This window comes from Acidobacteriota bacterium (assembly GCA_004299485.1).
GTDB lineage: Bacteria > Acidobacteriota > Terriglobia > Terriglobales > SCQP01 > SCQP01.
In genome coordinates, this window is record SCQP01000014.1 from 170080 (window position 1) to 195347 (window position 25268).

Annotated in this window: 22 protein-coding genes and 2 tRNA genes; 14 read left to right on the top strand and 10 right to left on the bottom strand. The window is 64.9% G+C overall.

The annotated features are described in order from the left end of the window. Positions 1–1005 carry an electron transfer flavoprotein subunit alpha/FixB family protein gene (locus EPN33_09650; protein TAN21912.1) on the top strand — a complete coding sequence of 335 codons (1005 nt, stop codon included), beginning with the start codon at positions 1–3 and terminating at the stop codon, positions 1003–1005. Next, complete coding sequence (locus tag EPN33_09655; protein TAN21913.1) at positions 1006–2661, top strand: electron transfer flavoprotein-ubiquinone oxidoreductase; 1656 nt, start codon at positions 1006–1008, stop codon at positions 2659–2661. A 4-nt stretch (positions 2662–2665) separates the two neighbouring features. On the opposite strand, the gene EPN33_09660 is transcribed toward EPN33_09655, so the two are convergent. After that, complete coding sequence (locus EPN33_09660; protein TAN21914.1) at positions 2666–3151, bottom strand: type II toxin-antitoxin system VapC family toxin; 486 nt, start codon at positions 3149–3151, stop codon at positions 2666–2668. Continuing rightward, a complete protein-coding gene (locus EPN33_09665; GenBank protein ID TAN21915.1) occupies positions 3055–3300 on the bottom strand; it encodes a type II toxin-antitoxin system Phd/YefM family antitoxin in 246 nt (81 codons plus the stop codon). The genes EPN33_09660 and EPN33_09665 overlap by 97 nt, the downstream gene beginning before the upstream one ends. Positions 3301–3366: 66 nt before the next feature. Here EPN33_09665 and EPN33_09670 point away from each other — a divergent pair, with 66 nt between their 5' ends. Together EPN33_09670 and EPN33_09675 are read left to right on the top strand one after the other, a co-directional pair. Further along, entirely contained in the window at positions 3367–4017 is a 651-nt protein-coding gene (locus EPN33_09670; protein ID TAN21916.1) for an NAAT family transporter, read from the top strand. A gap of 116 nt (positions 4018–4133) precedes the next feature. Then, a complete protein-coding gene (locus tag EPN33_09675) occupies positions 4134–4853 on the top strand; it encodes a polyprenol monophosphomannose synthase (GenBank protein ID TAN21917.1) in 720 nt (239 codons plus the stop codon). A 19-nt stretch (positions 4854–4872) separates the two neighbouring features. Here the strand turns inward: EPN33_09675 and EPN33_09680 are convergent, their stop codons facing one another. Next, positions 4873–5676 (bottom strand): DUF1259 domain-containing protein, encoded by an 804-nt coding sequence (locus EPN33_09680; GenBank protein ID TAN21918.1) that lies wholly within the window; start codon positions 5674–5676, stop codon positions 4873–4875. Positions 5677–5917: 241 nt separating this feature from the next. Continuing rightward, entirely contained in the window at positions 5918–9022 is a 3105-nt protein-coding gene (locus EPN33_09685) for a glycosyl hydrolase (GenBank protein TAN21919.1), read from the bottom strand. Between the two features lie 185 nt (positions 9023–9207). Here EPN33_09685 and EPN33_09690 point away from each other — a divergent pair, with 185 nt between their 5' ends. The 4 genes from EPN33_09690 to higA are packed head-to-tail and all read left to right on the top strand — an operon-like array spanning position 9208 to position 13967. Continuing rightward, complete coding sequence (locus EPN33_09690; protein TAN21920.1) at positions 9208–13122, top strand: carboxypeptidase regulatory-like domain-containing protein; 3915 nt, start codon at positions 9208–9210, stop codon at positions 13120–13122. Positions 13123–13164: 42 nt separating this feature from the next. Next, positions 13165–13401: a DUF4258 domain-containing protein gene (locus tag EPN33_09695; GenBank protein TAN21921.1), complete on the top strand. Its 237-nt coding sequence runs from the start codon at positions 13165–13167 to the stop codon at positions 13399–13401. 11 nt (positions 13402–13412) lie between these two features. Further along, positions 13413–13658 (top strand): DUF2283 domain-containing protein, encoded by a 246-nt coding sequence (locus EPN33_09700; GenBank protein TAN21922.1) that lies wholly within the window; start codon positions 13413–13415, stop codon positions 13656–13658. Between the two features lie 15 nt (positions 13659–13673). After that, a complete protein-coding gene (gene higA / locus EPN33_09705) occupies positions 13674–13967 on the top strand; it encodes an addiction module antidote protein, HigA family (GenBank protein TAN21923.1) in 294 nt (97 codons plus the stop codon). 140 nt (positions 13968–14107) lie between these two features. On the opposite strand, the gene EPN33_09710 is transcribed toward higA, so the two are convergent. Beyond that, complete coding sequence (locus tag EPN33_09710; protein ID TAN21924.1) at positions 14108–14536, bottom strand: MarR family transcriptional regulator; 429 nt, start codon at positions 14534–14536, stop codon at positions 14108–14110. Between the two features lie 140 nt (positions 14537–14676). Between EPN33_09710 and EPN33_09715 the strand changes: the two genes are divergently transcribed. Beyond that, on the top strand, positions 14677–15156 hold the full coding sequence (locus tag EPN33_09715; protein TAN21925.1) for a cupin domain-containing protein: 480 nt from the start codon (positions 14677–14679) through the stop codon (positions 15154–15156). A gap of 28 nt (positions 15157–15184) precedes the next feature. Here the strand turns inward: EPN33_09715 and EPN33_09720 are convergent, their stop codons facing one another. The 4 genes from EPN33_09720 to EPN33_09735 form a co-directional block, all read right to left on the bottom strand. After that, positions 15185–16222 (bottom strand): ATP-grasp domain-containing protein, encoded by a 1038-nt coding sequence (locus tag EPN33_09720; GenBank protein ID TAN21926.1) that lies wholly within the window; start codon positions 16220–16222, stop codon positions 15185–15187. Positions 16223–16227: 5 nt separating this feature from the next. Beyond that, positions 16228–17310: a hypothetical protein gene (locus tag EPN33_09725; protein TAN22163.1), complete on the bottom strand. Its 1083-nt coding sequence runs from the start codon at positions 17308–17310 to the stop codon at positions 16228–16230. A gap of 428 nt (positions 17311–17738) precedes the next feature. Beyond that, positions 17739–17815, bottom strand: a tRNA-Asp gene (locus EPN33_09730). 101 nt (positions 17816–17916) lie between these two features. After that, positions 17917–17990, bottom strand: a tRNA-Val gene (locus EPN33_09735). A gap of 70 nt (positions 17991–18060) precedes the next feature. Between EPN33_09735 and EPN33_09740 the strand changes: the two genes are divergently transcribed. Then, a complete protein-coding gene (locus EPN33_09740) occupies positions 18061–20538 on the top strand; it encodes an FtsX-like permease family protein (GenBank protein TAN21927.1) in 2478 nt (825 codons plus the stop codon). 3 nt (positions 20539–20541) lie between these two features. On the opposite strand, the gene EPN33_09745 is transcribed toward EPN33_09740, so the two are convergent. Beyond that, positions 20542–21717, bottom strand: a complete 1176-nt coding sequence (locus tag EPN33_09745) for a PLP-dependent transferase (GenBank protein ID TAN21928.1) — start codon at positions 21715–21717, stop codon at positions 20542–20544. 25 nt (positions 21718–21742) lie between these two features. Between EPN33_09745 and EPN33_09750 the strand changes: the two genes are divergently transcribed. From EPN33_09750 to EPN33_09765, 4 genes are read left to right on the top strand one after another with little or no spacing between them, the layout of a single operon-like run. After that, positions 21743–22717, top strand: coding sequence for an N-acetyltransferase (locus tag EPN33_09750; GenBank protein ID TAN21929.1), 975 nt, complete (start codon positions 21743–21745; stop codon positions 22715–22717). Beyond that, entirely contained in the window at positions 22714–23739 is a 1026-nt protein-coding gene (locus EPN33_09755; protein ID TAN21930.1) for a YihY/virulence factor BrkB family protein, read from the top strand. The genes EPN33_09750 and EPN33_09755 overlap by 4 nt, the downstream gene beginning before the upstream one ends. Positions 23740–23789: 50 nt before the next feature. Next, the gene (locus EPN33_09760; GenBank protein ID TAN21931.1) at positions 23790–24206 is read left to right on the top strand and encodes a BlaI/MecI/CopY family transcriptional regulator; all 417 of its coding nucleotides are present in this window, start codon (positions 23790–23792) and stop codon (positions 24204–24206) included. Continuing rightward, positions 24203–25198: a hypothetical protein gene (locus EPN33_09765; protein TAN21932.1), complete on the top strand. Its 996-nt coding sequence runs from the start codon at positions 24203–24205 to the stop codon at positions 25196–25198. The genes EPN33_09760 and EPN33_09765 overlap by 4 nt, the downstream gene beginning before the upstream one ends. Positions 25199–25268: the final 70 nt, after the last annotated feature.

Sequence of the window (25268 nt, forward strand, 5' to 3'; positions counted from 1 at the left end):
ATGAACCCCATCCTTGTCGTCACCGAACAGAAGATTACTGCGCCGGGCAAGTTCAATCCGGCCACCTGGGAAGTCATCGCCGCGGCGCAGCAGTTGGGCGCGACGCTGGGCGCCACGGTTGTAGCCGCGGTCCTGGAAGCGGGCGACTCCGGCATGGCCGCAGAATGCGCCACGCGGCAGCTCGAGCGCGTGTTGCACGGGCAACATGCGCTGTTGGCGGCGTATGCACCGGATGTCTGGGTGCAGACGCTGGAGCAGATTATCACGCAGGTCCAGCCCAGCTTCGTGCTGCTGCCGCACACCTATCAGGTGCGCGATTACGCCCCTCAGCTTGCCACGCGCATGGGGGCAGCGCTCATCAGCGATGTGACCGGCTTCGGCTTCGAAGCCGGCGAGCCGCGCTTTATCCGGCCGACGTTTCAGGGCAAATGGGCGGCGGAGGTGGGCTTCGCCCGAGGCGACAGCGCCGACGTCAAGCCAGGCTTTGTCACAGTGCAGATCGGGGCCTTTCGCGGCGACCAGGCCGCGATGGGCGCTGCGGCGGCGCGAGTGGATGCCGTTACGGTGACACCACAGCCGTCGCGCTTGCAGGCGGGCGAGATTTTCCAGGAAGCCAAGCATGCCGTGGATCTGACGCAGGCGCCCATTATCGTCTCGGTGGGACGCGGCATCAAAGAACCGAAGAACCTGGACATGATGCGCGAGCTGGCGGCCGCGCTGGGCGGGGAACTGGCGGCCTCGCGGCCCATCTGCGATGCGGGGTGGCTGCCCATGGACCGGCAAATCGGCTCTTCCGGACAGACGGTGGCGCCCAAGCTGTATCTGGCGGTGGGCATTTCCGGCGCGATTCAGCATTTGGTGGGCATGAAGGGCTCGCGGACTATCGCTGCTATCAATAAGGACCCGGAGGCGCCGATTTTTGAAGTGGCCGACTACGCCGTGGTCGGCAATCTGTTTGACGTCGTACCGGCACTGATTGCCGCGCTGAAGGAAAGCCCCGCGTAAATGGACGCTGCCGAACATCCGCAGATGCAGGCCGATGTGGTGATTGTGGGCGCGGGCCCAGCCGGCCTCGCCTGCGCGCTGCATCTGGCGCGTCTGATTGACGCTTACAACGCCGCGCACCCCGACCGGGCGCTCTCCAAAGAGAATATTTACCTGCTGGAGAAAGGGCGCGCTATCGGCGCGCATCAGCTCAGCGGCGCGGTCATGGACCCACGCGGATTGAAGGAACTGGAGCCGAATTTCGCCAGTGACCCGGACCTGGGCGCAACCCCGGTCGCCGATGATGCGCTACTGGTGCTCACGCGACATGGCGCCATCCGCTCACCCCTCACACCGCCGCCACTGCACAACCACGGGAATTACGTTGTCTCGCTGAACCGGCTGGCGCAATGGCTGGGAGCCAAGGTGGAAGCGGCCGGCGTCAACATCTTTACCGCGTTCGCGGGCCGGACGCTGCTGTTTGACGGCGACCAGGTCACGGGCGTGCGCACCGACGACAAGGGCGTGGACCGGGAAGGCCGGCCTAAGCCGAATTTCGAGCCCGGTTACGATCTGCAATCGCCCATCGTTGTGCTGGCCGAAGGGCCACGGGGCTCGCTCACGAGGCAATTGCTTGACCACCTCACGCTGACCGGGCTCAACCCGCAGGTGTTCTCGCTGGGAGTGAAGGAGCTGTGGGAGATCCCGGCCGGGCGCTTCCCTGCCGGGCGGGTCTATCACACGCTCGGCTTCCCGCTGCCCACCAGCATGTACGGCGGCGGCTGGATTTATGGCGTGCCGGGCAATCGCGTCTCCATCGGCCTGATGACGGCGCTGGAGTATCGGGATCCGGCGACGGATCCCCACAACCTGTTCCAGCAATTCAAGACCCATCCCTGGGTGCGGCGGCTGCTCGCCGGCGGCGAGCTGGTGCGCTACGGCGCCAAGACAACGCCCATGGGGGGCTGGTACTCGATTCCGGCTACCGCCGGTGAAAACTGGCTGCTGCTGGGCGACAGCGCAGGGTTCGTCAACAGCCAACGGCTGAAGGGCATTCACCTGGCCATCAAGAGCGGCATGCTGGCGGCGGAAACGATCTTTGCAAAACTCACTGGCCGGGGGTCGCTGAAGGACTACCCGCGCAAGGTCGAGCAGAGCTGGATGCGGGAAGAACTCTGGAAAGTCCGCAACTTTCACCAGGGCTTTGAGCATGGCCTGTGGGCCGGGCTGCTGCACGCCGGCGTGCAGCAGTTCACCGGCGGACGGGGTTTGCGTGATCCGCTGCGCACGGTTGCCGGTCCCGAGCGCATGCGCCACATCGACCAGCTCGGCGACCGGCCGTTCGAGCTGCAGCCAGATGGCAAACTGACGTTCGACAAAGTCACCGATGTCTACCACTCCGGCACGCGGCATGAGGAAGACCAGCCCTCGCACCTGGTGATCAGCGACTGGGACGTGTGCAATAACCGCTGCCTGCACGAGTACGGCAATCCGTGTGTGTCGTACTGCCCAGCCAAGGTTTACGAGATGGTATTTGACGAACAGGGCGCCAAGAAACTGCACCTCAATCCGTCGAACTGCGTGCACTGCAAAACGTGCGACATCATGGACCCGTATGCCAATATCACCTGGGTACCGCCGGAAGGCGGCGGCGGACCGAGCTACGACGGGATGTAGCTTCTTACGCCGGCAAGCACTTCAGCCCCGGCAGCGACAGTAGTTTCTGATCGGCAGTTACCAGCGTCAGGTCATCCACCCGAGCGGTCGCCGCGATGAGATTGTCGGCCGGATCGTGGTGTGCAAACGAGATGCGGCCCACTTCCAGCGCCACCGCAGCCGTCACTGGCGCCCACTCCGGGTTGCCGGAACTGTCAATGTCTCCGACGATTGCCTCCAGGCTCCGGCGCATCTGCAACTTACCCTTTCGCTGTAGCACCACTGCCTCCCAAATGCTCACCGGTGAAAGGTAAAGTCGAGAACCGGATTTGCGCAGAGCTTTCGCGGCGTCCTCGTTCAATCGCGTCGCATCCTCCTCAAGCCACAACCAGACATGCGTGTCCAGGAGGTAGTTCAATCCCGCAGAGCCTCGATCTCCGACTCGTCCACGGCAGGCGAAATAATGTCCCCGAGAATCTTTATGTTTCCCGCGTTCCGCCCCCACCACCAATCATTTCGGCCCTTGCCAGCCCTTGGCGGTTCGATTTTCGCCATCGGCTCGCCGCGGCGGGTAATCAGCACTGGCTGGCCCGTCTTTTTAACGTTTTCGATCACCGCCAGGCAGGTCGCCTTGAACTTGGAGATCGCGATGGTTTCCATGGACGGATCATACCATGGTCAATTGACCATGGTCAGTTCCGGCAAGTCGGGTATTCTGGTTCGGGAATGCATCTTTTTGCCAATTTATTTGAGGCCACGCTGCTGGTCGTCGTAGCGCTGTTCCCTATCGTCAATCCATTGAGCGGGGCGCTGATTTTTCTTGGACTGACGGATGGCAGCAGTCGAAGCGTGCGGCAGGCGCTGGCCTGGCGGATCAGTTTGAATGGGTTTTTAATTCTGCTCGTGTCCATGCTGATCGGCGGCAAGGTGCTGGCATTTTTCGGCGTCTCGCTGCCGGCCGTGCAGATCGGCGGCGGCCTGGTGCTGATCGCCATGGGCTGGAACATGCTCCAGGCCAAGGACGGCGAAATGCATCCCGCGACGGTCACTGCTGCGGATGCGTCCACCCAAGCTTTTTATCCGCTCACCCTACCGCTCACGGTCGGTCCCGGCTCAATCGCGGTCGCAGTGGCGCTGGGCGCCAACACCCAGCGCCAGCTCTACGGCTGGCCCGCACAGTTGGCCTCTGCGCTGCTCGGGCCGCTCCTCATCGCCGTTAGTATTCTGATTTGCTTTCGCAGCGCCGACCGCCTCGAAAAACTCCTCGGCCGGACCGGTATGAGCGTATTCCTGCGCTTGTCGGCATTTATCATTTTGTGCATTGGAATCCAGATTCTCTGGAATGGGATTGCGGCCTTCACGCATATCCGCGCGTAGTCTTCCGGTCGCCGTTTTCAGTCACGCGAGTGGCCTGCCACTTTTTGCCCTGGTCGCTCTCGTTGGTCGCAAGGAGAACGGATCCAACGCCCGGTGCGCTTACAATCGAGAGACTTATGCTGACGCTGGCGGTGCCGACTTATGAGGAGCGCGGCAACATCGAGCCGCTGGTCCAGCGGATCGAGGCGGCGCTACACGATGCTCCGTTTGAATTGATCGTCGTGGATGATGCCAGCCGCGATGGCACGGCCGCGGAAGTGCGGCGGCTGCAAGCGGGGCGGCCCTGGCTGCGACTGTTGGAGCGGCATGGCTCACGGGATTTATCGTCTGCGGTGGTCGAGGCGTGGCAAGCAGGGAGCGGCGACATTCTGGGCTGCATGGATGCGGATTTGCAGCATCCGCCCGAGCTGCTGCCGGCGATGCTGCAACGATTGCGAACGGCATCGGCGGCGATGGTGGTAGCCAGCCGGTATGCGCCCGGTGGAACCGTAGGCAACTGGCGGCCTTCGCGGCACTTGGTCTCACGCCTGACGACACGCACGGCAGCGTTGCTGCTGCCCGAAGCGTTGCACGGCATCACGGATCCGATGTCGGGTTACTTTCTGGTGCGGCGCGATGCCGCCGGCCTCGAACGCCTGCAGCCGCGCGGCTACAAGATTCTGCTCGAGGTCCTGGCGCGGGCGCGGCCGCGGCCCGTCGTAGACGTACCGTTCACCTTTGGCCGGCGCGCCAGCGGCACAAGCAAAGCGGACTGGCGCGTGAGCCTGCAGTTCCTACAGCAGGTGGCGGCGCTGAGGGGGTTGCAAGAGGCGCGGGACACAGTTACAAATGGCTGACGCCACCCAAGTGGTCATTTTACTGCGCGCTGACGTGCTGCAGGGCTGCACGCAGCCCTGGAGCAACCGCCCGCGGCGATCCTACTTTCCAGAAGTGCATGTAGAACAGCCGCGGCTGCTCGGTCAACATGTGACTGTGCACCGCCGTGATCGTAAACTGGTATTGCTCGAGCGCGGAAATGACTGGATTGACCTCATCCGCGGTGAGCACAAAATCACCGGTTGTCGCGACGCGACCGCCGCCCGCCTCCTGGAAATTCATGCTCTCGGCCACGCCCATGGACGGTGGCAGCGCCGCGCCTTCCATGCGGGGCGCGACTTTTCGCGGCACGCCGATGGCGAGCACCCCGCCTCTCCAGCTTCCTTTCCTGCCCAGACCGCCCTCGACGACGCTGACCCACGCGGGGGGCGAGCTCGGCTTTGCCGGAGCGAGCGGCTGCAGCGGCGTCGCCGATTGCGCCAGCGCCGCACGCAGCGTCCGCGCCAGGCTCACCGCATCGCCCTGCGCCATGAAGTGCATGAACATCACGTGGGGCTGCTCGAACAGCAGATGATTGTGCAGCGCCGTGATTTGATAGCCGCCGGCACGCAACCGCCTCATGACCGGGTTGACTTCCTGGGGCAGAAGACACAGGTCGCCCATGATCAACGTGCTTTGCCGGCTGGGTGTGAATGCCGCCCATGAACCCAGCGCCAGACCGGGCCGCAGTGTCACGCCCTGCAATTGCACATGCAGGTCTGTGCGGGGAAAGCCGACTTTATAGACCGACCCGGAGCGTTGCCCCGACCGCCCCAGAGCGCCAGCAATTGCGCTGGCGTTCATCCGTGGGCGAAAAGCACGCCGGGAACCGACAGAAACAGTGCCAAGGTGAAGAGCGGGCAAAGCCTGGGTCGCATATTGCCTCCGGAACAACTACCCAGACCAAGCTTACTTGGCCCACCTGAAAATCACATGAAAGCGGTCTTTCGGTCGCTCGGTCTCTCGGTCTCTCGGTCCCGCACCGGATGCTTCCGCCTCGGCGGTTCAGGGGACGAACAGACCGATAGACCGATAGACCGACCCGCTACTTGCTCGCCGCGGCGTGGTTGACAGCAGCCAGGTCGGCCTGGATACGGGCGACCGCCTCGCTGGCGTCATGGATGTAGCCGTTGGCGATCTCCACCATGACGGGCGTGGGTGGCACCAGAGCCATGCTCACCTGTCCGGAAATGGAGGAGAGCCAGGCGCGCAGGCGGCCGGGATAGACCAGAGCACCCTCGCCGGACTGAATCTTGAGATCGACGTACTCGTCGATATCGCGCGTCAGGCGGTCGGCGGCCGGATTGGCCTGGCCGGGGGCGTCCGCCTTGCGGATGGCGGTGCGGGCGTCAATGGCCTTGTTCAGGTTGACATCGAGATCGTTCAGGGCGCTGTGAATCCGCATGAGCAGGTCGAAGCGCTGCTGCAGCTCGGCCTGGCTGGTGTGCAGATTGGGATCGAGCGTCACCTCGAACGACTGGGATTGCGTTTTGCCGTCGTAGCTGAGCGTCACGTTGTAGGTTCCGGGCACGACTTCCGGGCCGACCGGAACGGCGGCGGCAAAACCGGAGTTGTAAATGCCTTTCACGTCGACGGCGTTGGCATAGCGCAGGTTCCACTGGAAGCGGTTCATGCCGGGATGGAGCTTGACCGCGCGCGGAGCCTGGAAGCCGAAGCCGCCGCCGCGCGTGTGCTGCGGCTTTTCCGGCAGCGAGATGCTGCGGATGATCGTGCCATCGGCGCCCGTAAAGGTCAGCTTGACCGGCGTGCCCGCAGTGTAGCTTGCGGGCAGGTTGAAGAACACCGTAGCGCCGGCGGGGCGGTTCTGGCCGTGGGCGCCACCGCCGAAGCCGAAGCCACGGCCGCCGGAGACGAGCCAGGCTTGCTGCGGCTTGAAGACATAGGCGGCGCCGCTGGCGGCGCCCGCCGTCTGCGCGTCGGTTAACTGCTCCAGGAACTGCAGGTTGTCGAGCACCCAGAAGCCGCGGCCGAAGGTGGAGATCACGACCGCGTGCTGCTGCGGCTGAACCTCGACATCGCTGACGCGCACCGCGGGCAGATTCAGCGACAGCGGCTGCCACTGCGCGCCGCCGTCGATGCTGTAGTAGACCGTCGAGCTGCTGGCTGCAAACATGAGATTGGGATCGTTGGGATCCTGGCGCACGCTCTCGATGTACTGATCCGAAGGCAGGCCGGTGGTCAGCGTGGCCCAGGTCTTGCCGTAATCGGTGGTCTTGTAGACGTAGGGATGGAAATCATCCCAGTCGAAGCGGCTGGCGGAAACGTAAGCGGTGCCGGCATCGGTTTTGGAGGGATCGATGCAGGAGATAGTGGACCACATCGGAAGCTGCGGAGGCCGGACTTCGTTCCAGGTCGCGCCGCCATCGGTGGTCACGTGCACCAGGCCATCGTCGGAACCGACCCAGATTTCGTTGTCGCTGGTGGGCGAAACGGCAATGGAGGAAATCGTATCGAACATTTCCTCGCCGGTGACATCGGCGCTGATGGGACCACCGGGACGGCCTTGCTTGGACTTATCGTTGCGGGTGAGGTCGGGGCTGATCACCTTCCAGTGAATGCCGGCATCGGTGGTTTCAAATAGCACGTTGGCGCCGTAGAGCAGTTCATCGTGGTTGCCGGGCGCAAAGGTGGCGGGGTGGTGAATCCAGCCGAAGCGGTACTTGATGAGCGAGCCCTGGAGGCCGAATTTGTAGGCCGGCCAGGGGCTGACGTTGGTGGTGAGACCGGTGCGGCGGTTCTCTTTCCAGTACATGGTGTAGTAGCCGCTGCCGTAAGTCACAAAGGGATCGCCGGGCGTGGGGACAACCCAGCTCATTTCACCGCCGGTGACGTTGGTCCAGACGCCGGCAGGGGCACCGCTGGAGCCTTCCACCGAGCTGCGATCCTGCTGCGCGCCGTAAATGTGGAAGGGGAACTGTTCGTCGAGGTTGGCGTGATAGAACTGGCCGGTGGGCTGATTGTCTTCGGAGCTGAAGGCCTTGCCGCCATTCAGCGTGACGGTGGCGCCGCCATCGTTGCCTTCGATGAAGATCTGCGAGTTCTTGGGGTTGATCCAGAAGGCGTGGTTGTCGCCATGGGGCGGATGGATGGCATGCAGCGTTTTGCCCGAATCATGCGAGATGTAGACGCCCACGTTGGGCAGGTAGATGGTATTCGCGTCTTGCGGATCAACGTAGACGCGACCGTAGTAGAAGGCGCGCTGGGTGATGTCCATGCTGTTGTTGATCAGCCGCCAGCTCTGGCCGGCGTTGTCGGAACGGAAGAGGCCGCCCGCCTGGCCTTTGTAGTCGGCCTGGATGAGCGCGTAGACCACGTTGGGATTGCTGGGCGCCACGGCGACGCCAACCTTACCGAAAATGCCGGTAGGCAGACCGGGGCGGTGCGAGATGTTGGTCCAGTGCGCGCCGCCGTCGGTCGTCTTATACAGGCCACTGCCGGGACCGCCGCTGGAGAAACCCCAATGACGGCGCGACATCTGCCACATGGCGGCGTAGACGGTCGAGGGATCTTGCTGATCCATGGCCATGGTGATGGCGCCGGTGTGCTCGTTGACGTACAGAATCTTTTTCCAGGACTTACCGCCATCGGTGGTCTTGAACACGCCCCGCTCCGGATTGGGACCGAAGAGATGGCCGAGCGCGGCGACATAAACGATATCGGGATTCTGGGGATCGATCAGAATCCAGTTGATCATGTGCGTTGCTTCGAGGCCGATATGCGCCCAGGTCTTGCCGCCATCGGTGGACTTGAACATGCCGTCGCCGGTCAGCACCGTGTTGCGCGGGGCGGAGTCTCCCGAGCCGACGTAGATGATTTTGGGATTGGAGGGCGCAATCGCCATAGCGCCGATGCTGCCGGTCGTGAAGTCTTTATCGGAGATATTGCTCCAGTTGTGACCGTAATCGGTGGTTTTCCAAACGCCGCCGCCGGCGGTTGCCATATAAAAGACGTTGGGCTCGCTGCCGATGCCGGCCACGGCGTTCACGCGGCCGCCGGTGTAGGGACCGACGCTGCGCCAGTGCAGGGCGCCGGTCAGGCCAGCGGGAGGAATGGCGAAGGCCAGCGGCACGGCGACCGACAGGCAGGTGACCAGGAGGGCATATTTTGCTTGGGACAGGGCTCGGAACATGGCGGCGTCGCCTCTCTTTAGGAAAATTCACTCCCACTATACCGGCAGTAACGGAATGTGGCGATGCAAAAATACAATGACCTTATTGACATATAACGTCATTTAATTTGACAGGACTGACAAGCCTGACAAATAATGCCGCTAGCTTTCCCCCTTGTTGCAGGGCAAATCAACGGAGGTTTCTGATGCGTGGACTCAGGCGTGGACTGGCGAGTGTAGCCTTGGCGGGAGGCCTGCTGGCGGCCTTACTGACCGGAACGGCGGTGGCGCAGACGGCCGCGGCCACGGGTGAAGTGGTGGGCACCATCACGGACCCATCGGGTGCGGTGATTCCCGGCGCCACGGTGACGCTGATCAACACCGGCACCAACGCGCGGCGCACGGCGAATACCAACGGCAAGGGTGGGTATACGTTTCCGGCAGTTGCGCCGGGGATTTACTCGATGACGGTGGCGGCCAAAGGGTTCCAAACCTCGGCCATCGCGGCGTTGCAAGTGTCGGTAGCGCAGAGTTCGCTGGCGAACGTGAAGATGAAGCTGGGCTCGGCCTCGCAAACGGTGGAGGTGACGGCGGGCGGGGCGGCGCAACTGCAGACCACCAACGCCACGATCGGCAACACGGTCGGCAGCCAGGCGTTGATCCGGCTACCCACGCTCCAACACGACGCCTCGGAGCTGCTGAACCTGCAGCCGGGCACAGCCACCAACGGTAGCAACGAAACGCGCGTGGCGGGGGCGAACGACGACCAAAATACCATCAGCGTGGACGGTATCGACGTGACCGGCGGGGTGATTGCAGGCGCGGGATCAAACACCACCATGGTGCCGATTCCGGTGGACAGCGTGCAGGAGTTCCGGGTGGGCGTGACCAACAACGGCGCCAGCATGGACACCGGCTCGGGCGGTCAGGTAACGCTGACCGGGCGCACGGGGACCAACCAGATTCACGGCGCCGTCTACGCGTACTACCAGAACAACAAGATGAATGCCAACTCCTGGAACGACAACCACACGCCGTCGCCCGGGCCGAACGGGACCAAGCTGCCGTTTACGCCGCGGCCGCCACTGCAAGACAAGCGCTTCGGGGCGCGCATTGGCGGGCCGATCCAACACAACAAGACGTTTTACTTCGCCGACTATGAAGGCCGGCGCTTCGCGCAGGTGTTCGACACCACCAGCCTGGTGCCCAGCCCGGCGCTGCTGCAGGGGATCCTGCGGTTCCCGGATGCGAGCGGCAATATCATCAGCTATCCACTGGCCACCAGCACGGCCTGCGGAGCTGGCGGCAATCAGGCGTGCGACCCGCGCGGCCTGGGCGAGAGTCCGACGGTGGCGGCGATGAACAAGCTGTTTCCGGCGGGCAACAACCCGGCGCAGGGCGATGGCTTGAACCTGATAGGGTACGATTCGACGGTGAAGGCACCGTTGACCTCGGATTATTGGGTGGGGCGGCTGGATCACAGCTTCAACTCGAAGTGGGCGTTCCAGGGCAGCTACGTGTACTCGCGCGAGATTTTTGACGCCGCCGGCAACAGCGCCGTCTCGCCGCAGTACTCCATCGTGGGCGGCAACGTCACCCCGATCAAGCCGGCGCCGCAGCGGGGCACGCTTATTTCCGGCAGCCTGACCGGCACCATCACACCCAATTTGCTCAACACCTTCCGCTTCGGCTGGGTGCGCAATGACACGCTGGGGGCGGGCATGACGCCGACGCAGATCGCGCAGCAGGAGAAGCTGCCCGGTACCGACACCAGCGCCGGTTGGATCGCCTATCAGCCGCAGAGTTCGTATCTGGGCTTCCGGAATCCGATCGACGACAGTACGGGCAATGCGCGGTTCCAGGCGACGAACGTGAAGAAGGTTCAGTACCTCGACGACGTCAACTGGATGAAAGGTAGTCACACGATTCAGGCGGGATTCCATATCGACCACCTGCCGACGGTGCATACGCGCAGTGACAAGGTGGTCGGCTCGATCACGTCGCTGGCGGCGCTGACCGATACCGCCAGCTTCCTGCGGATTCCGGCGGCGGATGAACCCCAGCGCTGCAGTGCGAGCGTCAGCAGCAACTGCCTGCCTTCCTCGTTTGCCGGCGCTTGGAACGCGCTCTATGCCTCGACGCTGGGCCTGATCGACAACGTGGGGGTGCTGGGGGTGCGCAACGCCGCTTTGCAGCCGCTGCCGTTTGGCACCAATTTGACCAGCCACTCGACCATGGATTCCTATGATTTTTACGTACAGGATGTCTGGCGCCTGAGCCCCTCGCTGACGGCGACCTACGGCCTGGCGTACGGCTGGCAGACACCGCCGGTGGACTCGAAAGACTTGCAGACGCTGTTGATTGACAACTCGACCGGCAAGGCACTGGGCGCACGGGAGTACATGGACAATAAATTGGCGGCAGCGCAGACGGGCGAGTTTTACAACCCGGAGCTGGCCTATCTGCCGATCGCCCAGGCGGGCGGACGCAAGGTGGTGAGCACCGACTGGGGCAACTGGGCGCCGCGCATCGGGATTGCCTGGAACCCCGACATCACCAATGGTTTCCTGGGTACGCTGTTCGGTGGGAAGAAGACCGTCCTGCGCGGCGGCTTCGGCGTGGTCTACGACCGCTCGAACATGGTGCAGGAAGTCGAGATCCCAATGCTGGGCGTGGGCTTTGCGGATACGGTCACGGTGCCGACACCGGCGTGCAACACGACGGGAACGGGAGGCACGGGCTGCAACTCAGCCTCGACGAACCCGGCGCTGGCGGACTTCCGCATTGGTGTCGACGGCACACTGCCGGTTCCGGTGCTTAAGCCTTCGGCGAGTCCTGTAGTTCCGGCCGCACCCTACGCCGAGCTGCTCTCGTTTCAACTCGATCCGAACAACAAGATCGGCAAGGGCTACAATGCCGACATTTCGGTGCAACGGCAGTTGCCGGCGGGCATGATGCTGCAACTGGGCTGGGTGGGCCATTACGGCCGGCTGCTGCCGGAGGCGATCAACTTCAACAACTCGCCGTACATGTTCAAGGACAAGGCCTCGGGGCAGACCTTCGCCCAGGCCTATGACGCGGTGGCCAACAGCCTGCGCTCGGGCAGCACGCCGGGTGAGCAGCCGTTTTTCAACAACATGCTGCCGGGGATGAAGTCGGGCAGCGCACCGATCTCGGGAACTGATTTCCTGGCCGCCAGCGATCCCGGCGATTTCATCCGCGGCAACGTCAGCAACTTGTTCAACCTGATCGATGGCGCGCGCGCCCGCCAGGGCTTGCCGAGCTTCGACAACCGCCAGGTGCTGGTGCTGTTCATGCGCACCCACCAGGGCTACTCCAACTACAACGGCATGATTGTGACGCTGCGCAAGGAGACTCAGAATGGGCTGTCGCTGGGCATCAACTACACCTGGGCGCACGCGCTCGATGACGGGGTGTCCAACCAGGATTCGGCCGGGTTCTTCCCCAACAGCTACTACCCGACGATCAATTACGGCGCCTCAAGGTTCGACGTGCGGCAATCGCTGAACGCGACCACGGTATGGAACTTGCCCCTCGGGACCGGGCACGCGATTTCGTTCCAGGGTCGGCGCGCCAACGGCTTCATCAACAACTGGTACGTGTCGGCGATTGTGACGGCGCAGGCGGGCTTCCCGGTGGAAGTGTCGCAAGGCTCGCAGGTGTACGGCGGCGGCGCGATTCTGAGCGGCACGACCTATGCCGTTCCCACGGTTGGGGTCAGCTCCCTGGGCGCGGGCTTGCATAGCGGCGTGGGCGGCGGCACGGGTCTGAACCTGTTTGCCGACCCCCAGGCGGCGATCAAGGACTTTGCGCCGGTGCAACTGGCGGCTGGAGGGGTGAGCGGGACGGCAAACCCGATGACGGGGCTGCCGTTCGTGAACCTGGACATGTCGATCGGCAAGACGACGCAGATCACGGAAGGCACGGCGCTGGCGCTGTCGGTGGACTTCTTCAACGCGCTCAACAACGTGAACTTTGAGACGCCGGGGCTGAGCCTGTTCTCGCCGCGCAACTTCGGGGCGATCACCAACCAGTTCGTGCCGGCCAACCGGACGGCGGGCAGCCGCTGGATTGAGCTGGGGGCGCGCTTCACGTTCTAACAAGCAATTGCCGAAACTCCAGACGAACGACGCGCAGAGACAATGAAGGCGCGCCTCCACCCTCACGCTCTGGCAAGGCTGGCGGAACGCGGCACAACGGAAACGGAGGTCTTGGCGACGGTTGCAACAGGAGAGCAGTTTCCGGCCAAGTTCGGCAGGACAGGTTTCCGGCGCAACTTCCCTTTCGGCGGCGAATGGCGCGGGCGCCATTATGCGGAGGCCTACGCCGTCGAAGAGAACGGCTGGCTTGTAATCACCGCCGTTGTAAAATTCTTCTGAGGACGCATTCGATGAAGCTGACCTTTGATCCGCGCTACAACGTCGCCTACCTCCGGTTCCAGGAGAAAACTGCGCAAGTGGAAACTATCCACGTGAGCGACGAGCTAAACGTGGACATCGCCCCCGACGGCACGATCTTCGGCATTGAAATGCTAAACGCCAACCAGCAGCTCAGCGCCGCAGACGACGGCAACCTGATCGTAGTGAACGAAGCCTTAGCCCAGCGCCGGGAAGTGTCGTTGAGCGGCAAGAGCTGAAACGGGACGGCGGGAGTGAGAAACCAAAAGCGGCCGATTCATCCCGGCGAGCATCTGCGCGAGGAACTGGCGGAGTTGGAACTGTCGGCGGCGAAGTTTGCGGCGCTGCTCGCCGTACCGATGAACCGAGTTACGCAAATCCTGAACCACAAGCACGCCGTTTCTGCCGATACTGCGCTGCGGCTGGCTCGCTACTTCGGCACCACGCCGGAGTTCTGGATGCAGTTGCAGGCCGCCTACGACCTGCGCCTCGCCGAGCGCAAGTCCGGCAAGGCCATCGCCCGCCGCGTTAACCCGCGCGCAGCGTAAGCGGACCCCACCACTTCGGACTTAAGATTCCGCTGAGGGCTGAAGCGATGAAGCTGACCCTTGATCCGCGCTACAACGTCGCCTATCTGCGGTTCCAGGAGAAAACTGCGAAAGTGGAGACCATCCACCTGAGTGCTGCTTTAGGCGAGGTGCTGGGGACGGGTTAACGAGCTCTCCCAGACGCGGCCGAGGAGCCGCTTGAGCTGGGCAAACTCGCGCGCGCCGAGTTCCGCCTTCCATTCCTGCTCGATGTCGCGCAAAATGGCGTGGATTCTCATGTAGGCGTCGCGGCCGCGCCGGGTGAGGCGGACGACGCGCGCCCGGCCGGAGCCGCTGGTGCGGACCAGGTAGCCCAGGCCCTCGAGGCTGCGCAGGAGCTGGTTCATGGCCTGCTTGCTGACGCCCGCGCGCGCGGCCAGCGTGCCCGGCCGCACGCCGTCCGGACCGGGAAATTGCAGGACGGCCATGTGCGGCAGCCGCAGGGCGGAGAAACCGGCAGCATTGAGTTCCTGAATGATGCGGCGGTGGATGGCCTGGGCGGGAACGCGCAGCAGGGCGCCGATGAGCACGTACTGGATTGCGGTGGGGGCAGAGGGCGCCCGCGGGCGCTCCGGGCGGCTCCGAGTCGCAGGCTTACGAGGGATTGACACGTGAAGTAAACTCTGTTTACTATTATGCCACGGTAAAGTACGTTTACCAAGGGGGCCGTATGAGCGAGCATCCAGAGCTTCAGGTCAATCCGGCGGAGGAAACCGTCCGCCTGGGACCGCTGACGGTGCGTTTCCTGGTCACCGCAGTGCAGTCGAGCGGCAGCACCGCCGTGTTTGAGCTGTTTATTCCGGCCGGGGAGCGGCTGCGGGCGCCAGCGCACAGCCACGATCATTACGAAGAGACGATCTACGGCATCCGCGGCGTGTCGACCTGGACGGTGGACGGCCATGCAATTGAGGTCGGACCGGGGCAAGCGCTGTGCATTCCTCGCGGCGCGGTGCATCGTTTTGACAACCCCGGAGCGGCGGATGTGACGGCGCTGTGCGTGATCACGCCAGCGGCAATCGGGCCGGAGTATTTCCGCGAGGCGGCCGCGCTGGTGGCCGCCGCAGGCGGCCGGGAGCCGGATCGCGCCGCGATGGCCGCGCTCATGCGGCGCCACGGGCTGACCCCGGCCCCACCGCCGGCGGCCGCCTGAAACGCCGCGGGGAGCAGAATCGCCCGCCTCAGGCGGGCGTAGCGCGTTGTTGGGCGAGGGCGATGATTTCGCCGACCAATTGCACGTAGGAGCGGCCGGCTTTTTTGGCGGCCATGGCAAACTCCGCCCCACTCGATAACCACGGGTTGGGATTCGCCTCGATCACATACGCCTCGTTTTTAGGGGTCAGGCGCAGGTCAATGCGGCCGTAGTCCCGCAGCTTGAGGGCGCGATAGGCAGCCAGGGCCGCCTCGTTCAGATCCTGGGTCACGGCTTCCGGCAGATCCTCGACCGGCGCTGACTTGGTGACCCGGTACGCCTCGGTTCCCCGCTCCCATTTGACCTCGGCGCTGGCAATCTTCGGTGTCCCTTCCGGCAGCTTCGATAGATCCAGCTCGACCAGCGGCAGCACTTCCGGCGCGCCGTTGCCCAGAATGGCGGCGTAGATCTCCCGCCCCTCGATAAACTCCTCGATCAGCGCCGGAGAATCAAAGGTTTCGTGGACGTAGTCGATGCGCTGCATCAAATCCTTTACGTTCTCCACCACCGAGCCTGCCTCGATCCCCACCGAGCCATCCTCGCTGGCGGGTTTGACAATCAGCGGAAAACCAATGTCGTGGGCGTGGTCCAGCCGGCCGCGATAGCAGACCGCAAAGCGCGGCGTGCGAATGCCGTGAAAGGCAAACAGCTTCTTGGCCAGCGCCTTATCCTGCGCCAGATACAGCGCGTGCGGACCGGCGCCGGTGTAGCAGCGGCCCAGCAGGTCGAAGTACGCTGCCAGATGCACATCGCGGGTGTCGTCGCCGGCGTAGGACTCGGTGAGGTTGAAAAACAGATCGGCGTCCGATTTTGCCAGGCCCAGCAGCGTGGCGTCGCGCCCGTCCAGCACGTAGTAGCTCGGCTCGTGCCCCAGCTTCGTCAGCGCCTCGAAGATTTCCTCCCGGTCGGGCTTGTCGCGCTTGCGCTGCCGTTTGCGCACGGGACCGCGGCGCGGCGCCGGCTCGGCTGCCGGCTCCTCCTCTTCCCAGGTGTCGTACACGACCGCGATTTTGAGCTGACTGTTCACAACGGCTAGCCCTGCGGCGGCGGTTTCTCCCGGCGGCGGCGCGCCCGCCGCCGGGCACGGAAATTCATCGCCATGGCGGTCGCGTAGGTAGCGACCTCGGCCAGGTGTTCCTGGGCGCGCGCTCCGTCGGCCTGCAGCCCCAGCCCCTGCAGCCGGATTTCCATTGCCTTCATGAGCTTTCTCACCTGCGGACGCGGCACCCCGGTCCAGTACGCCACCTTGTCGGTAATCACCTTGCGATGCTCGCCCACGAGCGCCGCCGCCGGGCGCAGCCCGTTGCGCCGCCGGGGATGCACGTTGAAGATATCGGCCAAATCCGCATCCAGCGTGAGTGTGCCCGCCGGTGCGCCCTCCCCGGCCGCCAGCACCCGGCTCCATTCGGCCGTAAATTGCCGCGCATCTATCTCCTCTTCCGCGCCTGCCTGGCGGTAGAACTCGGCCACCGTCTGCTCCATCTCGCCGGCGGTGATGTCGGTGCGGCCGCGGCGGCGCAGCGGCGCTACGCCACGCAGGCGGCGTGCGATGCGGTCCATATAACGCAGCTTGCGCAGCGCCCCCCAGGCGCGGTACTTACGCCGCCAACGCGAGTCCGGCGTCAACCACACCGCGAAGGTCTCGGCAAAATCTTCGTCCGGATGCTTCTGCGCGTACCAGCCCGCGATGTGGCGCACGTAATCGCGCGAAAACGCCTCCGGCGCGTACTGCTCGCGGTAGGGACGGCGGTAGGGCCCGAACAGCTCCCGCCATTCCGGCGCGCGATACAGCCGGTAGGCGTAGTTGAAGGCGTGCCCGGCCTCGTGCCGCAGATACATCATGACCTCGCGCGGCGTCTCCAGATCGTTGGTTTCCCGCTCCAGCCACGCCAGCCGTTCGTCCGCCAGATAAAACGGAATGCCGATCACCGGCTCTCCCGACGGACAGCCCCATTCATCGCTGAGGTAGCACGCCGGCCGGAATTCGCCCAGCCCCTTGCGCTCCAGTTCGCGATACAGCCGCGCCACCGGCGCCGCCAGCGGCGAGCCCTCCAGTTTCAGGCCCAGCTCGCAGATCCGACGCTCGAGAATCGCCGCCACCGCCGGCGGCGCCAGCGCAAAGGACGAATCAGCAGTGGCATCCGGTGACACGCAGCTTCGAATTTAGCATGGCAATATCCTCCGAGCCAGAACTGGCCGCGCGCACCGGTGACTCGCCACTTTTCCCTTAGTCGCTCTCGTCGGTCGCTTGGAGTGCGGCCTGCGATTTTTGACAGGGTCTGCCCGGTGGCGCTCGATGCTCCTCCAGGCTGCCGTCATCGGCGGCCTGAGACGACAACTGCACGGCGCCGAACACGCACAAGGGGTCCCTGTGTGCGCGCGGTTGGGCTGCGAATCCCGGGTTGCGGACCGAACGTGTGGGGTCCTGCTTCGCTGAGACGACTGGGCGAGTGGGGCTACCAGCAGGTGCGACGCTTTTGGCGGAGAGAAGCAGAGATTGGGGAGCTACGCAGGACATTTCTCGCGCGCTAGCGCGCGAGAAATGGCGGGGACGACGGGGCTCGAACCCGCGACCTCCGACGTGACAGGCCGGCGTTCTAACCAACTGAACTACGTCCCCGCGCTTGCAGCAACGACGGGCGGTACACGGACCGGAGCCACGTGGCTCGCTCACCCTGCTTCGCGCGGTGCGCTTCGCAGGGCGCCCCACTTCGTGGGGCGTGGGCGATCACGGGCTCGAACCGTGGACCTTCTGCTTGTAAGGCAGACGCTCTAACCAACTGAGCTAATCGCCCTTGCGCAGAGTTTCATTGTAACCGAAAATGCGGGCGCTACGCGGGAGACGGTTGCGGGTAGAATCGGGCCATGCACGGGCTTGGGACTGATCTCGGGAGCGCCTGGCGCACCTTGCGGCAGCGGCCGTGGCTGAGCCTGGCGGCGGTGCTCTCGCTGGCGCTGGCGATCGGCGCCAATACGGCCATCTTCAACGTTTGGCGCGCGGTCATGGAGCACCCGATGCCGGTACTCCAACCGGACCGCCTTGCGGCCGTTTACAATCTCGCACCCACGGTGCCCGGGACTGGGTTCATGCCGGTATCCCACCTGGATTTTTTAGACTATGCCGGCGAGAAGCAGGTATTCAGCGGCGCCTACGCGCTGCGCCAGGAGCCGGTCGTGCTCGGCCTCCGCGGACAGGCGGTGCAGGTGACCGCCGACGTGGTTACGGGCAGCTATTTTGACGTGCTGGGCGTGCGCGCCGCCCTGGGCAACGTGTTTCACTCGCAGCAGACGCGCATCGAGGGCACGGGAGCGCTGGCGGTGCTGAGTCAGGATTTCTTCGAGCGTCATTTCAGGGGCAATCGCGGAATTGTCGGTACGTCGGTTCGCCTGAACGGCGTGCCGTTCATGGTCCTGGGTGTCGCTCCGGCGGGGTTTGGCGGCACGGGAACCCTGCAGGCGCCCGATCTGTGGGCGCCCATGAGCATGCACCGGGTGCTGCTCACCGGTGCTTTAGGGACTTACTTTATGGCCCGCAACGCGCAGTTTTTCAGCGTGGTGGGCCGCCTCCGGCCGGGCGTGACCCAGGCCCAGGCCGAGACGGCGGTGCGTTTGGAGGGTGAGCGGCTGGCGCGCCAGTATCCAAAAACGGACCGGCTGCTGACGGCCACAACCCTGCCGCTGCTGCAAACCGGCATTGACCCGAATCAGCGGCCGGTATACTCCCTCGCCTTTACGGTGGTGCTGACGGTGGTGGGTATGGTGCTGCTGATCGCCTGCGCGAATGTTTCCCACCTGCTGCTCGCCCGAGCGCATGTGCGCCGGCACGAGATGGCGGTGCGCAAGGCGCTGGGGGCGAGCCCGGCGCGTTTGCTGCGCCAGTTGTTCGCCGAATCGCTGCTGCTCAGCCTCTGCGCGGGCGCGGCGGCGCTGGGCGTGGCGGCGATCACGCAGCAGGTGCTCTGGACCTACCGTCCGCCCGCCGTGCAACGGACCGTGTTTCATCTGGGACTGGGCAGCGCCGCGCTGTGGTTTGTCCTCGGCCTGGCGTTGCTCACGACGATCGCGGCCGGACTGGCGCCAGCGCTGCTGGGCGCGCGCGTGGAGCCGGCGCAGGTACTGCGGGGAATGGCCGCAGCTGGTGGACACCGCTCGTCGTTGCGGAGTTGGCTGCTGGCGGGCGAGGCCGCGTTTTCGATCGCGGCCCTGATTTTGGCCGGACTATTTATCGCCAGCCTGCGGCATTTGCAACACGCGGCGCCCGGGTTTGATGCGGCGCACGTGGCCAGTCTGCAATTTGACGCCGGCGCCGGCGGCTTCAATATTGCGACGCCCGCGGCGGCGCAGCGGCTGCTGACGCTGGACCGAACCCTGCTGCAGCGGGTGCGCCAGCTTCCTGGAGTTGCCTCCGCCACGCTGGCTTCGGGAGCGCCGATGGCGCCGGGCGATGGGGCGCGCGGCTACCAATTGTTCGGGCAGGCGCCGGAGTCCGGCCGGGGAATGCGCGTGGTCAACATTGAATCGGTTTCTCCGGCGTCGTTTTTTGGGGCGATGGGCACCCGGCTGCTCGCCGGGCGCGATATTCAGACCAGCGATACCGCCGCGGCGCCGCGCGTGATGATCGTGAACCAGACGATGGCCAACATCGCCTGGCCGGGACAAAACCCGATTGGCAAACGGGTCATTTTTCACGACGAGAGCGAACCGACGACGGTGATCGGTGTGGCGCAGAATAGCGCCTATACCTCGCTCAGCGAAGGCCCGGTCGCGCTGGCGTACCTGCCCCTGGCGCAGGAGCCGGCGACCGCCCTCGGGCTGACGGCGCGCACGACCGGGGACCCGGCGGCGTTATTGCCGGAACTGCAGCAGGCTGTGGCGGCCGTGAACCCGGAACTGGCCGTGTCGCACTTGCAGACCGGAGCCGTTGCGGTGGCGCAGTCGTTGTGGGAAGCGCGGATGGGCGCGATCCTGCTGGGATTGCTCTCGGCACTGGCAACCCTGCTGGCCGCGATCGGTCTTTACGGGGTGGCGGCGTTCACCCTGCGTCAACGCTGGCGCGAGATGGGCATCCGGATCGCTCTGGGGGCGACACGCGGCAGAATCTTCGCGTCGGTGCTGCGCGATGGATTGTGGCCGGTGCTGGGTGGACTTGCGGTGGGAATCGCGGCGGCCATCGCCGCCGGCCGGTTTGCCGGGTCGCTGCTGTTCGGAGTGGGTGCGGCGAATGCGGGCGTGGTGGCCGGCTATGCAGGCCTGTTTGTCGCCATCGCGGTGTTGGCGCTGCTGCTGCCGGCGCGGACCGCCGCCCATGCCAATCCGGCTGATGTACTCCGCGAGAGGCTGTAGCCGCTACGCGCGCAGGGCCTGGTTGAGATCTTCAATGATGTCGGCGGGGTCTTCGATGCCGACGCTGAGGCGAAGGAGGTTGTCGCGGATGCCGACACGCTCGCGCTGCTTGGGGGCCATGTCGCGGTGCGAAGAAAGCACCGGATAGAGCACCAGCGTCTGCACGTCGCCGAGGCTGGTGCAGGGGAGGCAGAGATGGAAGCGGTCCATGAGGCGGAGAATCGCCGCACGGTCGGCGCCTTTGACTTCAAACGACACCATGGCGCCAAAGTAGCCGCCGAACTGGCGGGCGGCGGTGGCGTGGTCGGGATGGTCGGCGAAGCCGGGATAGTTGACGCGCTCGACGGCGGGATGGGCGCGCAGGAATTCGGCGACGCGGGCGGCATTGGCGCATTGGCGCTCCATGCGGAGGGGGAGGGTTTTGAGGCCGCGCAGGATGGTCCAGGCGGCGAAGGGCCCGAGAATGCCACCGACCAGCTTGCGGATGCCATCGAGGGTCGCCAGGTCGCCGGCGGCGGCGGCGACCACGCCGCCCATGGCGTCGCCGTGGCCGGACATATACTTGGTGGCGCTGTGAACCGAGTAGTCGGCGCCGAGCGCGAGCGCCTGGAGGAGCACCGGGCTGGTGAAGGTAGCGTCGACCAACAGCCTGGCGCCGGCGGCGTGGGCTTTTTCGGCAAGGACGGTGAGATCAACGACGCGCAGCAACGGGTTCGAGAGGGACTCGACAATGACGAGGCGAACGCCGGGGCCGGAAAGCGCCGTGTCCACCGCTTGCGGGTTGTTGAAATCGGCAAAGCGGATTTCGATGCCGAGCGGCGCGAAGGCGTTCATCAGCAGACCGATGGTACCGCCGTAGATCTCCTGGGCGCAGACGATGACGTCTTTCGCGGTGACGCCCGAGGCGAGGATGGCGGCGTGCAGCGCGGCCATGCCGGAGGCAAAGCTCAACGCCCCGTCGGCGCCTTCGAGGGCGGCCACGGCCGCTTCCAGGGCGACGTTGGTGGGATTGCGGTAGCGGCCGTACATGTAGCCTTCGGCGCCCCCGGCCACGGCGTCGAGCTCGGCGGTGTGATCGTAATAGAAGGTTGCACTGGTGTGAATGGGGGCGCTGACGGGATGCGCGCCCGCGACGGTGTCGGGCTCGCCGGAATGGACGGCTTTGGTTGCCAGGCGCATTGTGCAATCAGGCTACCATGGTGGCATGGCGGATGTTCTTGATTTGCGGCAGTTTCGCGGCACGCAGCTCGACGGGCTGCTGCAGGCCGAATCTGCCGAATGGGACCGGCTGCTGGATTGGGATTACCAGCCCTCGGCCGATCTCATACGCCAGTATGTGGACGCGCGCATCCTGCCCGGCTACGTGCTCGCCGAGCGCGGCTTCGGCCGGACGGCGCCGCTGGGCTACGGCTTTTTTGTGCATGAGGCGCGCAAGGGAATGATCGGGAATTTGTTTGTGGCGCCCGAACACCGCAACGGCACGCTCGACGGCGAGCATGTGCTGCTGGAACAGATGATCGCGACGCTGACGGCGACGCCGGGGGTGGAGCGCATCGAGGCACAGCTTATGGCGTTTGCGCCGCAGAAGCTGGGAGAGTGTTTTGCCGCGCACGGCTTCGCCAGTTTCCGGCGGGTGTTTCTGGAGCTGGGATTAGGCGGCGGCGAGCCGGCCAACGGGGCTGAAGGAACAACGCACCTGCAGGACATGCGGCTGGAGCCCTGGGGTGGCGCCAGTTACGAGGAAGCGGCGCGGCTGATTCAGCATGCTTACCGCGAGCATGTGGACAGCCGCATCAACGACCAGTACCGGAACTTTGCTGGCGCCATCCGCTTCATGCACAACATCGCGCATTATCCGGGCTGCGGCCAGTTCGATGCGTCGGCCTCGTTTATCGCGCGCTCGCTGCGGCGGGGGGCGCTGGAGGGGATGATCCTGGCGTCGCGCGTCAAACCCGACGTGGCGCACATCACCCAGATTTGCGTGCTGCCGGAACGGCAGGGGCACGGGCTGGGACGGGCGCTGCTGGAGCGGGCGCTCGGCAGCCTGCGGCGGCAGCGACTGCGGGCGGTGACGTTAACCGTAACTGGAGAAAACGCGGGAGCCCTGGCGCTGTACCGGCGGGTGGGGTTTGTGGATCTGAACGAGTTTGACGCCTACGTGTGGGAGCGCACCGCATGAGCGTTGACTGGGCGCGGTTGCGGCGCCGCACCCGCGAGCACTGGCACCTGCTGCGCGAAACCGCGCGCGTCATTGGGCCGAGCGCCCGGCTGCTGACCACGACGGAGGCGCATACGTATGCCTATTCGGTGGCGGCGAATACGCTGCTGGCTTCCCTGCCCTTTCTGTTCCTGATGCTGTGGACGGCGCGGCATTTTTTGCCGGGGCTGGCGACGCAGCAGATGGTGATTGCCGGACTCCTGGCCACCTCCCTGCCCGTAGGGCAGCATCAGTTGTTCGTGGACGCCATCCGGTTGGCGGACCGGGAGAGTGTGCAGATTTTTTCGCTGGTGATGCTGGCGGTCAGTAGCAGCGGCGTGTTTCTGCCGCTGGAGGTGGCGCTGAACAGCATTTGGGGGATCAAGAAAAACCGCGGCTATATCGGCAACATGCTGGTGGCGTTTTTTCTGGTAGTGGCGTGCGGCGTGATTGCGTATGCCAGCATCGTGCTGGCCAGCTTGGGGACGGCGCTGGCAGAACTTGTTTTACCGGCGACGTGGACGGGCGTGCTCGGGTTAATCACACAATTTTTTCTGGTGATCTTTTCCGTACCGGCGGCGGTGCTGGTGTTTTTCCTCATTTACTGGAAGCTGCCGAACGGCAAGGTGCAGGCGGCGCAGGTGTTTCCCGCGGCGCTCTACACCGGGCTGCTGGCGGAGGTATTTCGCTACGTCTTTCCGGTGGTGATGCCCTGGTTCGATTTCAGCCGGGTGTATGCCAGCCTGACGCTGGGAGTGACGCTGTTGATCTGGGGGTATGTGGGTGCGCTACTGCTGCTGTTCGGGGCGAGCCTGTCGGCGCGGGGCGTGGCGCGCTGGCCGGCGGTGCATCTTCCGGTGCCGCATTACGAAGCGCTGCGGGCCTGGTATCTGCGCAGCGTGCATAGCCATGCGGAAAGCTCGGCGACTTTGACTGGCGCGGGGCCTGGCGTGGCTGCGCCACACCACCCGCTTGACGCTCGGCCGGGCTGGGGGCCCCGCTAGCCCAGCCCGGCCTCCGCGTGGAGTCACGAACGTTGTAGAATGGCGGCAAGATGAGTGTGAACCAGTTCCCGCCGGGCGCGCTGGGGCCGCTGGAAAGCGAGGTCATGGAACGGGTGTGGCAGAAGGGCGACTGCAACGTTCGCCAGATGGTGGAGCGGCTGCCGCAGGCATTGGCGTACACGACCGTGATGACCACTCTCGACCGGCTCTACAAAAAAGGATTGCTGGAACGGCGGAAGCATCAGCGTGCCTTTGTGTATTCGGCGCGCGTCAGCCACGCGCAATGGCTGCGGCGGCAGGCAGGCGAGTTTCTGGCAGGGTTTTTTGGCGGCAGCGTGCCGGAGCGGACTGCGGTTCTGTCGTGTCTGCTGGAAGCGGTAGAAGCCTACGATGCCGAGCTGCTGGAGGAGTTGAACCGGCAGATCCGCGAGAAACAGCGGCAGTTGACCGCGAGGAGCGCTGAATGAGCGGAGTGCACGGTTTGCTGTTGCCCTACTGGACGCGCTTGCTGCTGATAATGCTGGCGGCAGGGGCCGTGGCCTATGCGGCAGGGGCGGAGGCGGCGAGCGTGGCCGCGCCGGTGGTACTGCGGCGGCTCCGGCGCTGGCAGGCAGCCCCCGGGCGCGCCGGGAATATGGCGTTCACGCTGCGCCTGCTTCCACTGGTCGCGGCGGGACTGGCGAGCGTAGTCTTGTGCCTGCCGAGCTACATGTGGCTGGAGCCACGCTCGGGTCACTCCGAATTGGTCAGCCCCCTTTGCCTGCTGCTGGCGCTGGCCGGCGCAGCGGGATTGGGCTGCGTGCTGCTGCGCGGCGTGCGCGCAGGAATGAGTTCTTTGCGGTATGGGCGCCGGGCGCGCCGCCGCGGTGAACTCTGCGAGATTCAGGGTCAGCGGGTACGGGTGCTGCAGGGCTTGGGCCCGTCGATGGCGGTGTCCGGGGTCTGGCGTCCGGTGCTGATGGTTTCGCAGGCTGCGCACCGCTGTCTCAGCAGCGAGCAACTCGCCCTTGGCCTGGGCCACGAACAGGCGCACCGCACCGCGCACGACAATCTGAAGCGGCTGCTGCTGGCGGCAACGCCGGTGGCCGGCGCGCAGGCGCGGAGGCTGACGCAGGCCTGGGCGCGCATGGCGGAATGGGCAGCTGATGATCGCGCCGTGGCGGGCGATGCGCAGCGCTCGCTGACGCTGGCCTCGGCGCTCGTGGCCGTCGCCAAACTGAACGGCAACGGCCAGACCTGCGGGCATCTGGCGCCGCTGGTTTCGACGCTGGAGTACGGGAGCGGGCAGGAGCTATCCGAGCGCATTGCGCGGCTGCTGGCGTTCGAAAGCGCACCGGCGGCGCCGAGGCCGCAGCGGCTCTGGATCGGCTACGCGGTGGCAGCGGCGGTACTCTGGTGCGCCCTGCAGCCGACGACGCTGCTGGCGGCGCACGCGGTGCTGGAACGGCTGGTGCATTAGCACAGGGGCCGGGGGTCAGGTCCGAAGGCACGGAGTTCTGTGCTATAAACGAAAGACGGGACGGCATACC

Bases quoted from the DNA above. Each gene is read 5' to 3' on its own strand.
- EPN33_09650 (TAN21912.1), top strand. From the start codon at position 1: ATGAACCCCATCCTTGTCGTCACCGAACAGAAGATTACTGCGCCGGGC.
- EPN33_09655 (TAN21913.1), top strand. From the start codon at position 1,006: ATGGACGCTGCCGAACATCCGCAGATGCAGGCCGATGTGGTGATTGTG.
- EPN33_09665 (TAN21915.1), bottom strand. From the start codon at position 3,300: ATGGAAACCATCGCGATCTCCAAGTTCAAGGCGACCTGCCTGGCGGTG.
- EPN33_09670 (TAN21916.1), top strand. From the start codon at position 3,367: ATGCATCTTTTTGCCAATTTATTTGAGGCCACGCTGCTGGTCGTCGTA.
- EPN33_09675 (TAN21917.1), top strand. From the start codon at position 4,134: ATGCTGACGCTGGCGGTGCCGACTTATGAGGAGCGCGGCAACATCGAG.
- EPN33_09680 (TAN21918.1), bottom strand. From the start codon at position 5,676: ATGAACGCCAGCGCAATTGCTGGCGCTCTGGGGCGGTCGGGGCAACGC.
- EPN33_09685 (TAN21919.1), bottom strand. From the start codon at position 9,022: ATGTTCCGAGCCCTGTCCCAAGCAAAATATGCCCTCCTGGTCACCTGC.
- EPN33_09690 (TAN21920.1), top strand. From the start codon at position 9,208: ATGCGTGGACTCAGGCGTGGACTGGCGAGTGTAGCCTTGGCGGGAGGC.
- EPN33_09695 (TAN21921.1), top strand. From the start codon at position 13,165: ATGAAGGCGCGCCTCCACCCTCACGCTCTGGCAAGGCTGGCGGAACGC.
- EPN33_09700 (TAN21922.1), top strand. From the start codon at position 13,413: ATGAAGCTGACCTTTGATCCGCGCTACAACGTCGCCTACCTCCGGTTC.
- EPN33_09715 (TAN21925.1), top strand. From the start codon at position 14,677: ATGAGCGAGCATCCAGAGCTTCAGGTCAATCCGGCGGAGGAAACCGTC.
- EPN33_09740 (TAN21927.1), top strand. From the start codon at position 18,061: ATGCACGGGCTTGGGACTGATCTCGGGAGCGCCTGGCGCACCTTGCGG.
- EPN33_09745 (TAN21928.1), bottom strand. From the start codon at position 21,717: ATGCGCCTGGCAACCAAAGCCGTCCATTCCGGCGAGCCCGACACCGTC.
- EPN33_09750 (TAN21929.1), top strand. From the start codon at position 21,743: ATGGCGGATGTTCTTGATTTGCGGCAGTTTCGCGGCACGCAGCTCGAC.
- EPN33_09755 (TAN21930.1), top strand. From the start codon at position 22,714: ATGAGCGTTGACTGGGCGCGGTTGCGGCGCCGCACCCGCGAGCACTGG.
- EPN33_09760 (TAN21931.1), top strand. From the start codon at position 23,790: ATGAGTGTGAACCAGTTCCCGCCGGGCGCGCTGGGGCCGCTGGAAAGC.
- EPN33_09765 (TAN21932.1), top strand. From the start codon at position 24,203: ATGAGCGGAGTGCACGGTTTGCTGTTGCCCTACTGGACGCGCTTGCTG.